We start from the raw sequence: 13,194 nt of genomic DNA on the forward strand, positions 1-13,194 counted from the left end.
CCAGTTCTCCGGCCGCCCGCCTCTTCGTCGCGGGCGACCCGCCGGCAGCGGCCGCCGGTCGTCACCACAGCCGAATCACTCCAGGGTTGTGGCGGCGACCGGTCTCGCCCGTACCCAGCCGCGGCATGCGCTGCTCACGCGGCGAACGACGAGCGGATTCTGCTGCTCCGGTTCCGCACGCTCGCCGTCGGACCGCAGTCCGCGGACGTCGCTTGCCGTACCGCACGGGTGTCGAGCAGCCCCAAGGCTTCCGCGCGCCGGCACAGTGGCCGGCCGCGCTGTCCCAGCGCGCCGGGATTCCCGCGAAGTATTAGCCTGGAATCACCGCGCCGGGAGGGCCGAGACCACGCGCTCGCGACGATCACCGTTCGACAGCTGGCCGCGTTTCCCGCCTCGGAAGCCAGCGCGCAGGAGCTGATCGTGGACCACTCCGAAAATCAAGGCTTCGAACCTGTCCTGGCCAGGTCGCCGATCGCCCGGGCCCACCCTGGCCCGGCACCGTCCCCGCCAGGGCTGCGGCTCTCCGTGACTCGCCGACGCGACGCGGTGGTGCTCACTGCAGCGGGTGAGATCGACCTCGCCACCACTTCGGCCTTCAGCGAGGCCCTTGTCGACGCGATCGGCCGGCGGCCGCCACTGCTGGTCGTGGACCTCACCTCGATCAGGTTCCTCGCCTGTTCCGGTCTGTCGGTCCTGGTCGCCGCCCGCCATCTGGCCGGTGAGCGAACCCGCTTGGCCGTAGTCGCCGGTTCGCGGACGACTTGGCGGTCCACGCACCTCACCGGGGTGGACCAGCTCTTGATCGTGCACCGCACCCTCGACGACGCGTTGCCCCAGCGGCCTCTGGCTCCCCGGCTGGTGCTGCGGACTGTCGTGGCGGATGGCTCGATTCTCCTGACCGCCACCGGCGGTTCGCGAAGCGGCGATGCGGAGGCCGTGACCGACGCGCTTCGACAGGCGTGCGACCTTTGCCGGGGCGTGGTGCTGTTCGACGTGTCGGCCTGCACGTTGCCCATTGCGGATCTCGTCGGCAGCCTGCACGCCGTCATTTCCCGCGGAGGCCGGGTCCGGTGTGGCGTGCGTGTGCTGACCGCCGACGAGCGGCTGATCAGGGCCTTGGATTTCGCGGGCATCGCGCACGGCGTCGCGGCGGAGCCGAGCTGATGACCAGGACGACGGAACAAGCCGTAGCAGACGGGGTCGCACCTCCGTGGATCCGGTGCTCCGAGGTCGGCGACCTCGACCGGATTCTCGCGATGGTGTACTCCGTCGCCCGGCGGACCGGCCGGTCCGCCGGCGCAGCCGCTCGGCCGTGGGCCCGGTCGGCGCCCGGGTTGGCCGTGGCATCGTCCGTCGACCGGCTTTCGCCCGATCACCGCTTGGCTGCGGCGCGACGCGGCCGGGTGGCGGTGGCCACCGCCCTTCGTGCCCACAGCCGTCGTTGCGAATAAGCGGTGTTCGAGGCCGCACTGGCCGAGGCGGTGGCCCGGGGCGAACTGGCGCTCCTGCCCCACGCCGGCGGTTCACCGTCTGGGCCATGGCAGCGCGGCACCAGCAGCTCGACGAAGTGGCCGACGAGACCGGGTGGACCCGCGCCCAGGTCGCGCACCTGCTCAACGCCGGCCTATCCACCACCACCAAGTGGAGTACGAACTCGGGTTTCGTGGCCTGATACGGCATGTCCACCCCCTGCCCGGCCGGCGGTGTCGAAGTCGCCGGGAACAGCGCGTCCGCGGCGCCACCGAGCGCCCTGCCCCGGCAGGCGGCGGGGCGTCAACCGGACATGACCGGACAGTTACCGCCGAGGCGCGGACGGTCACGCAGCGTGTGCTTAGTGATCAACGATTGGCGCAGGTCTCCACCCGCGGGGTGGATCGGCTGGGTCGGTCTCGATCATGCTGCCCACTCTGCGGCTCGAGGGTCGAGTCGTTGTCTCCAGCAGGGTCCTCGACCGTCTCGTCCAGTCATCAGCAGCGTCGGCGCCGCAGATTGGCCAAGCCGATGCGCGGTTTGCCGAGCCATCAAGCGTGTCGATCCGGTCTCGTTGTCCGAGCCGGCAGTCAGCGGCACAGTGGAGTGCGGGGTCATCGGGCCCCGCGGAAAAAGCAGCAGGGCGCCCGTGGTCGGGTGTCCGTGCCATGTCCGCGAAAGGCATGGCACGGCTGCACATCGGCACGCGGCGCCGGGGCCGCGTGCCGAGTCCGGATTCAGTCGCCGACGTGGAGTTCGGTGTTGCGACGCCGGGCTTCGTGAAGCTGATCTTCGAGAGTGATGATGCGGCAGGCGGCGTCGATCGGGGTGCCCTTGTCGACCAGTTCCCGCGCGCGGGCGGCCAGGCGCAGCTGGTGCCGGGAGTAGCGGCGGTGGCCGCCGGCGGAGCGCTGCGGGGTGATCAGGCCGGCTTCGTCGAGGCTGCGCAGGAAGCCTTGGGTGGTGCCGAGCATGTCGGCGGCCCGGCCCATCGTGTAACCCGGGTAGTTCTCGTCGTCGAACTTGTCGGCCGCGCTGGGCGTGGCCGGGCCTGGTTGGTCAGGGATCATTCCACCTCCACGTCACAGAGGACCCCGGGTGCCGCGCACGGCACCCGGGGTCCTCGAGGGTAGGGATTTTCACCATTGTCAACCGGCGCGACCGCCGGCTTCCTGCACCCGCGTCCGGCCGAAAGCCGGATGACGCGGGGATCGCTTACTCGTGACCGAGCACCACCTCCGAACTCGATGGGACTGCGGCACCCGCGCGGCACTACTTGGCCGCTGCGGGCGATCCAATGATGTTCCCGTTCCCTTCTTTCCTGTGTTTTCCACTTACTCGGTACTGCCACTTCACTTGCCAGTACTGTTACTTCACTTCCTGCTGCAGCCGTCACTGCCGGAACCCTTCCACTGATCGGTCCCAGCACGCTGACGCCGCTGGTCACTGCCCGGAGCCCCGTTCACTGATCGGCCCCGGCCACCTGACACGTACTGCACCTGCACTTGCACACAACAACTACTGGTACTGCTGATCTTCAACTACCGATACTGCAACTGCTTGCAACACTGTTACTGCTGTTCTTCACGGGCACATTCACTCCGCCCGCGTCCTGCACTTCCGCTCCAGGACCGGTACTGAACCTTCTTCACGACCCAGCCCTGGAGTAATCCTCGCGGTCACCAGCCGGAACCTTGTTCCCTTGATCGGCTCCGTGCTGCCTGACCGCCTTGTCTCACCTCGCGGGTAGTTACGTCCTCTCCCGCGCCTGCTTGACGTTGTCTCTCTCGGTACGAGAAGAACACTACACACACCCGTCGTGGAATGTCTACTGCGGGCGGCATAGGTTTTCTGGAGCCTCCGCCGGCCGCGTTGAACCAGCTGGCCGCGTCGCTGGCCGGCCGCATCTACAGCCGTCTCGGCGCCTGCCACCCGACCGGCCGAGTGTCCGTCGAAGGCACAGCCGACATTGCGCGCTCGCAACACCGGCACCGTCTTCGCTCCACCCGGATCGCTACCAACCGGTGACTTGTGCCGACACTGGGCCGCTTCGGCCCCAACCTCCACCGGTACGCAGCCTCGGCTACGCGAGTCCTCGAGTCACCGGCTACCTTGCGGCCGGGGCGATGTGGATGATGAGGTTGCGTTGGCTCGAGGGGTCGGAGGTGGTGGTGGACGATGGGGTGCTGGGGCCGCGTGCTGTGCTGGGCGCGGCCGAGAGCGCACCACCCGCGGAGTCGGTCGAGGTCGTCGCGCGCGACCTGGCGAAGCGGCTGGGTGCCTTCGATGTCTCCTTCCTGCTGGTCGACCTCGTCGAGGAACACCTGGTTCGGCTGGCCTCGACCGCGCAGGACCCCGACCCGGAGCCGGTCGATTTGCGGGACAGTGCCTACGAAAAGGTGCTGCGCACCCAACAGCCGTGGCAAGAGCAGAACGAGGACGGGGTCCGGGTGGTGCTGCCGGTGACCAACCGCGGCGACTGCATCGGTGTCCTGGAGGTGACCGTGCCCTCCTGCGACGAGGAAGTGCTGGCACAGCTGGGAGAAGCCGCGCACGCCCTGGCCTACGTCATCATCACCGACCGCCGCTTCACCGACCGCTACCACACCGGCCGGCGCACCACCCCGATGAGCCTGGCCGCGGAGATCCAACACCAGCTCCTGCCCTCGGCGTCCTGCTGCGAGGCGGCCCAGTTCACCGTCGCCGGTGCGCTGGTGCCCGCCGACGACATCGGCGGTGACACCTACGACTACACCCTGGACCACGACACCCTGCACCTGTCGATCACCGACGCCGCCGGCCACGACGTGACCTCGGCACTGACCGCGACCCTGCTGGTCGGTGCGCTGCGCGGGGGCCGCCGAGCTGGCCACGACCTGGCCGAGCAGGCCCGCCAAGCCAACCAGGCCCTGCTCGACCACGGCGAGGAAGTCTCCCTGGCGACCGGGCTGCTGCTGCGCGTGGACCTGCACACGGGAGGCGCCGAGCTGGTGAACGCCGGACACCCGCCACCCCTGCTGCTGCGCGACGGGGTGGTGGCGGAGCTCGAGCTGGAGATCGACCTGCTCTTCGGCTTCAAGCCGTACCAGTACCGGGTGCAACGGCTGAACCTGCGCCCCGGCGACCGGCTGGTCCTGCTCACCGACGGCATGCTCGAACGCGACGCCGCCGGCGTCGACCTGCCCGCGCTGATCCGCGAGACCGAGGAGCTCCACTCCCGGGAGGTGGTGCGCACGGTGACCAGGGCGGTGCGGCACGCCTGCCGCAACCAGCTCCAGGACGACGCCACCGTGCTGTGCCTGGACTGGCACGGAACCGATCGCACCGAACGCCAGGCCGACAACGGCGCCGACACCGACACCGCCTCGCCCGCCTAGCACCTCCACGATCGCGCCGCACGGCGCCCGCGACCACAGCCGCGCACGGCCGCTCACCTTGACCTCGGACCGGCTTCGAGGAACTTCCTTGGTGCCGACGTGCAGACGACACCAGGCCCCCAGGGTGCAGGTGCGGCGGCGCGGCCGATCCGCACCTCGCAAGACAGCGACGGCGAGCTCGCATAAAGGCTGACCACCGCCAGTCGCCTGGCACTTGACGGCGTGGCCTGCGATCGCCGCACAGACGGCCTACCCTCGAAGTACGGCACACGATGGGAGTGGTCAAGGTGTCCGAGCGGCGGCAGCGGTTCCAGGGGCTGCTGACCGCCGAAGGCGAGATCGACCGGGGACAGCGGATAGCGTGGATCTGCCGCTTGTGCGTCTCCGAGCTGGCCGTGTCCGGCGCCGGTGCCACCGTGCTCAGTGAGAGCCACAACGGTGCGGTGAGCAGTCCCCGCCGGGGCTTGGTGCACGCCAGCGATCCGGTGAGCGCCGGGCTCGAAGATCTGCAGCTCACCGTCGGTGAAGGCCCGTGCCTGGATGCCTTCGCCGCGGGCGGACCGGTCCTGGTGTCCGACCTCGCCGCCGACCTCGGGCGGTGGCCGGCGTTCGGCCCGGCCGCGGCCGGTCTGGGCGCCGCCGCGGTCTTCTCGTTCCCCCTGCAGGTCGGAGTGGTCCGGCTCGGCTCGATGGACCTTTACCGCGACCGGCCAGGTCCGCTGACCCCGCTGCAGCTGACCGATGCGCTGATCCTGGCCGACCTGGCCACGCACGCCGTGATCGACCAGCTGGACGGCCACGCCACCACCGATCTGAGCTGGCTGGCCGATGCCCACGTCGAAGTCCACCAGGCCACCGGCATGGTGAGCGTCCAGCTCGGCGCCACCACCGAAACGGCGTTGCTGCGCCTGCGCGGCTACGCCTTCACCCACGACGTGACGGTGACCCACGCCGCCCGCCAGGTCGTGGCCCGGAGGTTGCGGTTCACCCCGGACGGGGCAACCGCATGATGATCAACGACGAGAGGCGCGCCGCATGAGCACTGGCAACCCGGACCGGCGGCTGGCGCGGACCTTCGTCGCGCTCGCCGACACACTCGTCGCCGACTTCGACGTGCTCGACTTCCTCGCACTGCTGACCGAACGCAGCGTCGAACTCCTGGCCGTCGACGCCGCCGGGGTCATCCTGTCCGACCAGCGCGGCGGCTGGCGGCCCGCCGCCGGCTCGTCCGAGCGGGCGGACCTGCTGGAACTGTTCATCGCGCAAACGCGTCAAGGTCCGTGCTTCGACTGCGTCGCCACCGGGGAGGCGGTCACCAGCGCCGACCTCGGCCTGGCCACGGAACTGGCCCGCTGGCCCCGCTTCGCGCCCGCAGCCCTGGACGCCGGCTTCCGCGCGGCGTCGGCCGTGCCGATGCGGTTGCGGGAGCAGAACATCGGGGCGCTGACCCTGCTCAACCACGAACCCATCGCGCTCGACGCCGACACCATCGCCGTCGCGCAGGCACTCGCGGACGTCGCGACGATCGGCATGCTGCACCACCGCGCCGCCGACCGCGGCGAGCTCCTCGCCGAGCAGCTGCAAGCCACGCTCCACCAACGCACCGTCGTCGAGCAGGCCAAGGGCGTCCTCGCCGAACACGACGGCTTGGACATGCACGACGCGTTCACCCGGCTGCGCGAATACGCCCACCGGCAGCAGCGCCGGCTCTCCGATGTCGCGCGCGACCTCGCCGAGAGAACCCTCGATCCCGCGGACCTCGGCGCTGCCCTTCGCTGACCGCTCACCCGGGCAACCGTCAGGCGAGACGTCGCCGATCCGCCTCTTGCGACGGCGGTTCGATGATGGTGAACACCTCGGCCAACCCCGCCACAGTCAGTACACGCCGTACGAACGACGACGGGATCAACGCCAGATCCGTGTCGCCACTCTGACACTCACGATGGAGGTTCAGCAGCGCTCCGATACCCATCGACGACAGGAACACCACGCCGGACATGTCCAGCACGAGCCGCCGGGGTGCTTCGCCGTGAACCGTGTCGAGTTCGTCCGCCATCCGCGCGGCGGTGGCCAGGTCCATCTCGCCCCTGATCGCCACCACCGCCACCCCGGCCTCAGGACGAGACGTCCGGAAAGACAGAAGCGCCTCATGACCGATGTCGATCCAACCGGGCAACTTGTCCATCGAAACCCCTGCACGCGTCAAGATCAGACGCTAACGACAAGGCGGGGACTCGGCCAGGCCAAAGCGTTGGAGGCGGTGGTACTGCTCAACCACGCAGGGCTACGGTAACTCGCTCAGGTGACGCGATCAACCGGCGCCCGATCGCGGAGCCGCCACATCCGGGCGGATACGGCGGCGGGTCGTACGCTGCGGGTAGTCGCACGAGGGTCGAGCGCCTGGAGGACCGATGGTGGAAAACCGGCGTCAGCGGATGCAGGCCTTGCTGGCCGCCGACAGTGCCGCCAACCCTGCGTCGGCCGTGAGCCTGGCGTGCGAGCGGTGCGTGCGGGAGCCGTCCGTGTCCGGAGCCGGCGCCACCGTCCTGAGCAAAATGCCCCGACGGCAACGGGTCGTCGCCGAGCCGTGGACTGGTGCACGCGACCGACCACGTCAGCGCCGGACTGGAGGATCTGCAGCTCACCGTCGGTGAAGGGCCATGTCTGGACGCCTTCGCCTCCGGCGGGCCGGTGCTGATCGCCGACCTGGCTGCTGCGACCGCTCGGTGGCCCGCGTTCACCCCCGCAGCGTGCGAGCTGGGTGCGGCGGCGGTGTTCTCCGTCCCGCTGCAGATCGGGGTGGTCCGCCTGGGCTCGCTGGACCTCTACCGCGAAACGCCCGGCCCCCCTCACCAGAGTCGAGCTGGCCGACGCGCTGGTCCTCAGTGACCTGGCGACCCAAGGGGTGATGGCCGATCCGGACGGGGCACCGCACGGAGGACGTGAGCTGGCTGGCCGACCCGTACGCACAGGTGCACCAGGCCACCGGCATGGTTCAGGTTCAACTGCGCTCGACGACCGACGTGGCGCTGATGCGGCTGCGTGGCCACGCATTCACCCACAACGTGCCTCTGACCGACGTCGCCCGGCAGGTCGTCGAGCGGTCGCTGCGCTTCACCGACACCGAGGACGGGCAATGACACACAGTGACGGAAGGCCCGACAAGATGAGCGATGCCCGGGACCAGCGGCTCGCGAACACCTTCGTGGCGCTCGCCGACACCCTCGTCGCCGACTTCGACGTCCTTGACTTCCTCGGCATGCTCACCGAGCGCGCCGCGGAACTGCTCGACGTCGACGCCGCCGCAGTCGTCCTCGCCGACCAGCGCGGCGGCTGGCGCCCAACCGCCGGGTCATCAGAACAAGCCGAGCTGATCGAGGTGTTCGCCGCGCAAACTCTCCAGGGACCGTGCCTGGACTGCGTCGACACCGGGGTCGCGGTGGCCAGCGCCGACTTGGCGACCGAGTCCGGGCGGTGGCCCCAGTTCGCGCCGGCGGCGGTGAACGCGGGATTCCGCGCCGCGTGCGCGGTCCCGATGCGGCTGCGCGACGACGTCATCGGCGCACTGACCCTGCTGGGCACGACCCCGGGAACCATCAACGACGCCAGCGTCGCCCTGGGCCAAGCCCTGGCCGACATCGCCACCATCGGCATCCTGCAACAGCGCGCGATCCGCCACGACGAGGTCGTGTCCGAACAGCTGCAAGCCACCCTGCACCACCGCACCGTCGTCGAACAGGCCAAAGGCGTCCTCGCCGAAGCCGGCGGGCTCGACATGCACCAGGCGTACCTCGCACTGCGCGGCCACGCCCGCACGCACCGCCGACGGCTCTCCGACGTCGCGCACGACGTCGCGACCGCGGACCTCGACCCCGCCGAACTGCTGACCGGATCCACCCACACATCGCGGCCGTGAGATCGGGCGAGACGGGGGTAACCACCCCTCATGGCAGCCACCCCTGAAGCACTGGAGCAGGCGCTGCAAGACCGGGTGCGGCGGATATCCCGCACCTTCGTCGAGCTCGCCGACACCCTCGTGGCCGATTTCGACGTCGCCGACTTCCTCCACATGCTCACCGAACACTGCGTCGACCTGCTCGGTGTGTCGGCGGCCGGGGTGATCCTGCTCGACGCCGATCGCGGCCTGCAGGTGGCTGCCACGTCTTCGCAGCGAGCCGAACTGCTGGAACTGTTCGCCGTGCAGACGAACGACGGTCCCTGCGTCGACTGCGTGCGCAGCGGAGCGCCGGTGTCCTGCACCGACCTGCCGGCCGAGGCGCACCGCTGGACCAGGTTCGCCGCGGCCGCCGCCGAATGTGGCTTCCGCACCGCACAGGCCCTGCCGATGCGGCTGCGCGACCAGGTCATCGGAGTCCTGACCCTGCTGAACACCGAAACCGGCGGCGCGGACCGGGAGGAGATCGAGCTCGGGCAGGCATTGGCGGACGTCGCCACGATCGGCATCTTGCAGCAGCGGAGCATCGAACGCGGCGACCAGCTCACCCAACAGCTGCAAACCGCGCTCACCAGCCGCCTGGTGATAGAACAGGCCAAGGGAGTGCTCGCCGAACACGGCACCGTTTCGATGGACGAGGCGTTCGCCCGGCTACGCGGTTACGCTCGCGCGCGACACCTGCGTCTCACCGACCTCGCCCGCGCTGTCGTCGACGGCAACGTCGAGCTGACCAAAATCCTGGAGCGCCCGCAGCGGTGAGCGACTGCCTGCCGCCGCGGACAAGGCGTCCAGAGATCCGGCTGAACGGGGAGCGTGCCGAGGCCCATCCTCGGCCGGCAGCAGCGCCGCGCAGCGCCCGACCGACGGAAGCGATGAGCAAGACCAGGGGCCACGGAGGGCTCGCGAGGTTGCTCGGGACGCTCACCACCGCCACCTTCCTCGAGGTGAGCCGGATCTCGTCGCTGCGGCAGCGCATCGACGTGGCGAAAGTGATCGCCGACATCTCCGGCGTTGTGCCCATCGCCAGCCTCGTTCCCCCCGCGTCCGCATCAAGGAGTACCCCGGCTCGGTGTACTTGTACGTCCCTTGCCCAAGCGGCGAACTACTCCGCTACGGATTCAACGGCTACCGCGAGGCGGGACGGCGCAAATAGCCCGCGTCGCGACCGACATCCCGATGGGTCTCTCGTACGCGGCGGCGACGAAAGGATTGTCTGGCCGGCGGTGCGGTTGCGCTGTTCAGACCTGCTCCCGATCGCCTAACGGGCTGGGTCTCCCGCGGAACGGTTCAGCAATTCACGCCGGCGACGCTCCAATCCCTACCGCGCCGGGCCGGCGATCACGTCGTCGCCCGACAGGTGGTAGTAGTTGGCTCGACGCTCAAGTAGCTCGGCTGACTCTGGTGCCGCCCTCCGCGGCCTGATCCCGATAGGACTGTCCAGACCGGACATGGCGGAGCGGCGGACGGCAGCCCAGCCGTTCGGGGCGATGCGGCGGCCGGACTGGTCGGTGCCGGCGCTGGGGCTGGCCGGGATCGCGTCGTCGTTCCTGGAACCCGCCCCTGGAATCATCTGGGGCGCCGAGCGCATCGACGCCACGCGCCGGGCGACGGCGTCCCTGGCTGTGCCCACCCCGTGAGCACGGTGGTCCGGGCTACCCGTGACCGCACGTAGATGAGCCGGAGCTGCGGCAGGTGGCATGGCCACCCGGCAGATCCTGCTCAGTGGACCACCCTTGTCACCGAGTCAGAACTCGATCACCAGACGCGCGGGAACGCGGTTGGCCAAGACCTCTTCGAACGCTTCGTTGATATCCTCGAGCGTCCCGCCGACGTCGCGCATCCAGGCGTCGATGTCGGTGCGGCAGCCGCAGCGGATCGGGCACGCACCGGGATTCTGCGCGGTGTGGAGCGCCGACGGCACCGGCTGGTGCGGGAAGTCGGCGTTTCCGCGGATCCTCTACCGGATGCACGAGCTGGTGCCGTCGGCGAGCCTGGCCGGGCAGGTCCTGCTCGACGGTGCGGACATCCACGCCGACGGCACCCGGGCCCAGCACGTCCGGCTGCGGATCGGGATGGTGCTCCAGAAACCGAACCCGTTCCCGGCGATGTCCATCCGGGACAACGTGCTCGCCGGGCTCGAGTTGGCCGGCGCCAAGTGCGGCGACAAGGACGCGCTCGTCGAGCAGAGCCTGCAGCGCGCCGGGCTCTGGCGCGAGGTCCTCGACCGGCTCGGCGCTCCGGGCGGCGCGCTGTCGGGCGGCCAGCAGCAGCGGCTGTGCATCGCGCGGTCGCTGGCCGTGCAGCCGAATGTGCTGCTGATGGACGAGCCGTGCTCCGCGCTCGACCCGACGTCCACCCGCCGGATCGAGCCGACGATCGCCGAGCTCGGCCACGAGGTCACCGTCGTGATCGTCACCCACAACATGCAGCAGGCCCAGCGGGTTTCCGACCACTGCGCGTTCTTCCTCGCCGCGGAAAACGAGCCGGGGCGGGTGATCGAGCGCGGGCCGACGGCGAAGATCTCCGGCCGCAGCGTGGTGACCCGGCCGGGGACGACCACGTATGTAATCACCCACCTTAGCCTGTTCGGAGCCGAGTTGGTCGGCGGCCTTGGCGTGGAGCTCGGTGACGTTCTTCTCCGTGGCCTCGCTCTCGTTTGTTGCCGGCGCCTCACCGCCAGCAGCAGGCGAAGCCTCAGCCGCTGGGCTGCTCGCGGGTGAAGCCACAGCCGCTCCCGGGACATCAATCCGTCATCAGGTCGAGCCGGCCTTCTACGCACCTTCCGGGTGCGAGACAGTGCGGTGCCCATGACCTTCTTCGTCGTCTACCGACCCGTCGAGGACTACCTGCCGGTAGGGAGATCATCGGCAACGTACTCAAGGTTCCCGTGCTGGTCACCGTCGTCGCCGTCCTGCTCGGTGGCGCGCTGCTCGGCATCATCAGGGCGCTGGTCGTCATCCCCGTCGCCGCGGCGATCCTCCGGCTGGCCGAGGAGGTGCCCTACGCACGGCTCGACCAAAGCGTGACGCCTACGACGCGGGATCAACAGCGGCTCCGGTGCTCGGCGATCAGGTCGGCGTAGAAGTGGCCGCTGGCTTTGACGGTGCGCAGCTGGGTGCCGTAGTCGACTCGGACGAGGCCGAACCGTTTGTCGAGGCCGTTGTCCCACTCGAAGTTGTCCAGCAGTGACCAGGCGAAGTACCCCTTGACCGGCGCACCCGCTTCGGCGGCCGAGGCGACCGCCGTAAGGTGCTCCTCGAAGTAGGCGATGCGGTCGTTGTCCTGGACCGAGCCGTCCTCGGCAACCTTGTCGTCGAACGCGGCACCGTTCTCGGTGATGTAAATGGCCTGGGCGCCGTACTCCTCGTGCAGCCGGTGGATCAGGTCAGCCAGACCCTGACCGTGGATTTCCCAGCCCATGGCGGTGGTACCCGCGCCCTCCGCCGGCACCTGCCTGGCGAAGGGCGCGGGGCCGGTGGGATCGTTCTCGACGATCTGGCGGAAGTAGTAGTTAAGGCCGTGGTAGTCGGTGGACGCCGCGATGACGTCGAGGTCGTTGTCGAGCACGGGTGGCTCGACGCCGTAGACCGCGACCATGTCGGCCGGGTAGCCGCGCCCGTTGGCCGGATCGAGCCACCACCGGTTGACGTGGCCGTCCATCCGCTTCGCCGCGGCGATGTCCTCGTCGCGGTCCGAGGCGGCTTCGATGCCCGAGAGGTTGCAGACCAGACCGATGCTCGCGGGACGGGCGGCGTGCGCCCGGATCGCTTGCACACCAAGCCCGTGGGCAAGCAGCAGGTGGTGCGATGCGTGCACAGCCTGCTTCAGGTCCTTGACGCCGGGGGCGAACCGGCCCTCGAGGTAGCCGAGCCAGGCGGCGCACAGTGGTTCGTTGATGGTGCTCCAGTCCCGCACCCGGTCGCCGAGCCGGGCGGCGACGACCGCGGCGTACTCCGCGTAGGCGTAGGCCGTGTCGCGCTCGGGCCACCCGCCCGTGGCCTGCAGCGCCGAAGGCAGGTCCCAGTGGTACAGGGTGACGAACGGGCGAATCCCGGCTTCACACAAGGCGTCGACGAAGCGGTCGTAGTGGTCGAGACCTCGGGGGTTCACCTCACCGCGGCCGGTGGGGATCACCCGTGGCCAGGCGATGGAGAAGCGGTAGGCGTCGAGACCCAGCTGCTTCATGATCGCCAAGTCTTCGGGCCAGCGCCGGTAATGGTCGCACACGACGTCGCCGGTGTCGCCGTTGTCGATGGCGCCGGGTATCCGGCAGAAATCGTCCCAGATGGACGGGAGGCGGCCGTCGACGTCGACGGCGCCTTCGACCTGGTACGCGGCAGTGGCCGCGCCCCACAGGAAATCCGCGGGCAGAGAAAGCTTCAAGGCAGGACC

General features: G+C 69.6%; 14 protein-coding genes and 1 pseudogene. 12 read left to right on the forward strand and 3 right to left on the reverse strand.

The features are described from left to right. The first annotated feature begins 420 nt into the window (after positions 1-420). Positions 421-1,164, forward strand: a complete 744-nt coding sequence (locus Q5425_RS43980) for an STAS domain-containing protein (RefSeq protein ID WP_308678394.1) — start codon at positions 421-423, stop codon at positions 1,162-1,164. A gap of 373 nt (positions 1,165-1,537) precedes the next feature. Beyond that, positions 1,538-1,672: a hypothetical protein gene (locus tag Q5425_RS43985; RefSeq protein WP_308678395.1), complete on the forward strand. Its 135-nt coding sequence runs from the start codon at positions 1,538-1,540 to the stop codon at positions 1,670-1,672. A 535-nt stretch (positions 1,673-2,207) separates the two neighbouring features. Here the strand turns inward: Q5425_RS43985 and Q5425_RS43990 are convergent. Further along, positions 2,208-2,540, reverse strand: a complete 333-nt coding sequence (locus tag Q5425_RS43990) for a MerR family transcriptional regulator (RefSeq protein ID WP_308678396.1) — start codon at positions 2,538-2,540, stop codon at positions 2,208-2,210. Between the two features lie 1,095 nt (positions 2,541-3,635). Here Q5425_RS43990 and Q5425_RS43995 point away from each other — a divergent pair. From Q5425_RS43995 to Q5425_RS44005, 3 genes are all read left to right on the forward strand, one after another. Continuing rightward, positions 3,636-4,847 carry a PP2C family protein-serine/threonine phosphatase gene (locus Q5425_RS43995; RefSeq protein ID WP_308678397.1) on the forward strand — a complete coding sequence of 404 codons (1,212 nt, stop codon included), beginning with the start codon at positions 3,636-3,638 and terminating at the stop codon, positions 4,845-4,847. 272 nt (positions 4,848-5,119) lie between these two features. Beyond that, positions 5,120-5,857 carry a GAF and ANTAR domain-containing protein gene (locus Q5425_RS44000; RefSeq protein ID WP_308678398.1) on the forward strand — a complete coding sequence of 246 codons (738 nt, stop codon included), beginning with the start codon at positions 5,120-5,122 and terminating at the stop codon, positions 5,855-5,857. 25 nt (positions 5,858-5,882) lie between these two features. Further along, complete coding sequence (locus Q5425_RS44005; RefSeq protein WP_308678399.1) at positions 5,883-6,626, forward strand: GAF and ANTAR domain-containing protein; 744 nt, start codon at positions 5,883-5,885, stop codon at positions 6,624-6,626. A 19-nt stretch (positions 6,627-6,645) separates the two neighbouring features. Here Q5425_RS44005 and Q5425_RS44010 read toward each other — a convergent pair whose 3' ends face one another. Continuing rightward, complete coding sequence (locus tag Q5425_RS44010) at positions 6,646-7,032, reverse strand: STAS domain-containing protein (protein WP_308678400.1); 387 nt, start codon at positions 7,030-7,032, stop codon at positions 6,646-6,648. Positions 7,033-7,442: 410 nt separating this feature from the next. Between Q5425_RS44010 and Q5425_RS44015 the strand changes: the two genes are divergently transcribed. From Q5425_RS44015 to Q5425_RS44045, 7 genes and pseudogenes are all read left to right on the forward strand, one after another. Beyond that, entirely contained in the window at positions 7,443-7,736 is a 294-nt protein-coding gene (locus tag Q5425_RS44015) for a GAF domain-containing protein (RefSeq protein ID WP_308678401.1), read from the forward strand. A 53-nt stretch (positions 7,737-7,789) separates the two neighbouring features. Next, complete coding sequence (locus Q5425_RS44020) at positions 7,790-7,987, forward strand: ANTAR domain-containing protein (protein WP_308678402.1); 198 nt, start codon at positions 7,790-7,792, stop codon at positions 7,985-7,987. Between the two features lie 26 nt (positions 7,988-8,013). Further along, the gene (locus Q5425_RS44025) at positions 8,014-8,763 is read left to right on the forward strand and encodes a GAF and ANTAR domain-containing protein (RefSeq protein WP_308678403.1); all 750 of its coding nucleotides are present in this window, start codon (positions 8,014-8,016) and stop codon (positions 8,761-8,763) included. A gap of 30 nt (positions 8,764-8,793) precedes the next feature. Then, positions 8,794-9,561, forward strand: a complete 768-nt coding sequence (locus tag Q5425_RS44030) for a GAF and ANTAR domain-containing protein (RefSeq protein ID WP_308678404.1) — start codon at positions 8,794-8,796, stop codon at positions 9,559-9,561. 689 nt (positions 9,562-10,250) lie between these two features. Then, positions 10,251-10,439, forward strand: a complete 189-nt coding sequence (locus Q5425_RS44035) for a hypothetical protein (RefSeq protein ID WP_308678406.1) — start codon at positions 10,251-10,253, stop codon at positions 10,437-10,439. Positions 10,440-10,652: 213 nt separating this feature from the next. Beyond that, positions 10,653-11,324: pseudogene (locus tag Q5425_RS44040) on the forward strand (phosphate ABC transporter ATP-binding protein); the annotation flags it as partial. Between the two features lie 365 nt (positions 11,325-11,689). Beyond that, positions 11,690-11,884: a hypothetical protein gene (locus tag Q5425_RS44045; RefSeq protein ID WP_308678407.1), complete on the forward strand. Its 195-nt coding sequence runs from the start codon at positions 11,690-11,692 to the stop codon at positions 11,882-11,884. Here Q5425_RS44045 and Q5425_RS44050 read toward each other — a convergent pair. Continuing rightward, positions 11,845-13,185 carry a GH1 family beta-glucosidase gene (locus Q5425_RS44050; RefSeq protein WP_308678408.1) on the reverse strand — a complete coding sequence of 447 codons (1,341 nt, stop codon included), beginning with the start codon at positions 13,183-13,185 and terminating at the stop codon, positions 11,845-11,847. The genes Q5425_RS44045 and Q5425_RS44050 overlap by 40 nt on opposite strands. Positions 13,186-13,194 lie beyond the last annotated feature (9 nt).

It is taken from the genome of Amycolatopsis sp. A133 (assembly GCF_031082405.1).
GTDB lineage: Bacteria > Actinomycetota > Actinomycetes > Mycobacteriales > Pseudonocardiaceae > Amycolatopsis.

Coding starts and splice junctions, on each gene's coding strand:
- Q5425_RS43985 (WP_308678395.1), top strand. CDS start 1,538: ATGGCAGCGCGGCACCAGCAGCTCGACGAAGTGGCCGACGAGACCGGG.
- Q5425_RS43990 (WP_308678396.1), bottom strand. CDS start 2,540: ATGATCCCTGACCAACCAGGCCCGGCCACGCCCAGCGCGGCCGACAAG.
- Q5425_RS44000 (WP_308678398.1), top strand. CDS start 5,120: ATGGGAGTGGTCAAGGTGTCCGAGCGGCGGCAGCGGTTCCAGGGGCTG.
- Q5425_RS44005 (WP_308678399.1), top strand. CDS start 5,883: ATGAGCACTGGCAACCCGGACCGGCGGCTGGCGCGGACCTTCGTCGCG.
- Q5425_RS44010 (WP_308678400.1), bottom strand. CDS start 7,032: ATGGACAAGTTGCCCGGTTGGATCGACATCGGTCATGAGGCGCTTCTG.
- Q5425_RS44025 (WP_308678403.1), top strand. CDS start 8,014: ATGAGCGATGCCCGGGACCAGCGGCTCGCGAACACCTTCGTGGCGCTC.
- Q5425_RS44030 (WP_308678404.1), top strand. CDS start 8,794: ATGGCAGCCACCCCTGAAGCACTGGAGCAGGCGCTGCAAGACCGGGTG.
- Q5425_RS44035 (WP_308678406.1), top strand. CDS start 10,251: ATGGCGGAGCGGCGGACGGCAGCCCAGCCGTTCGGGGCGATGCGGCGG.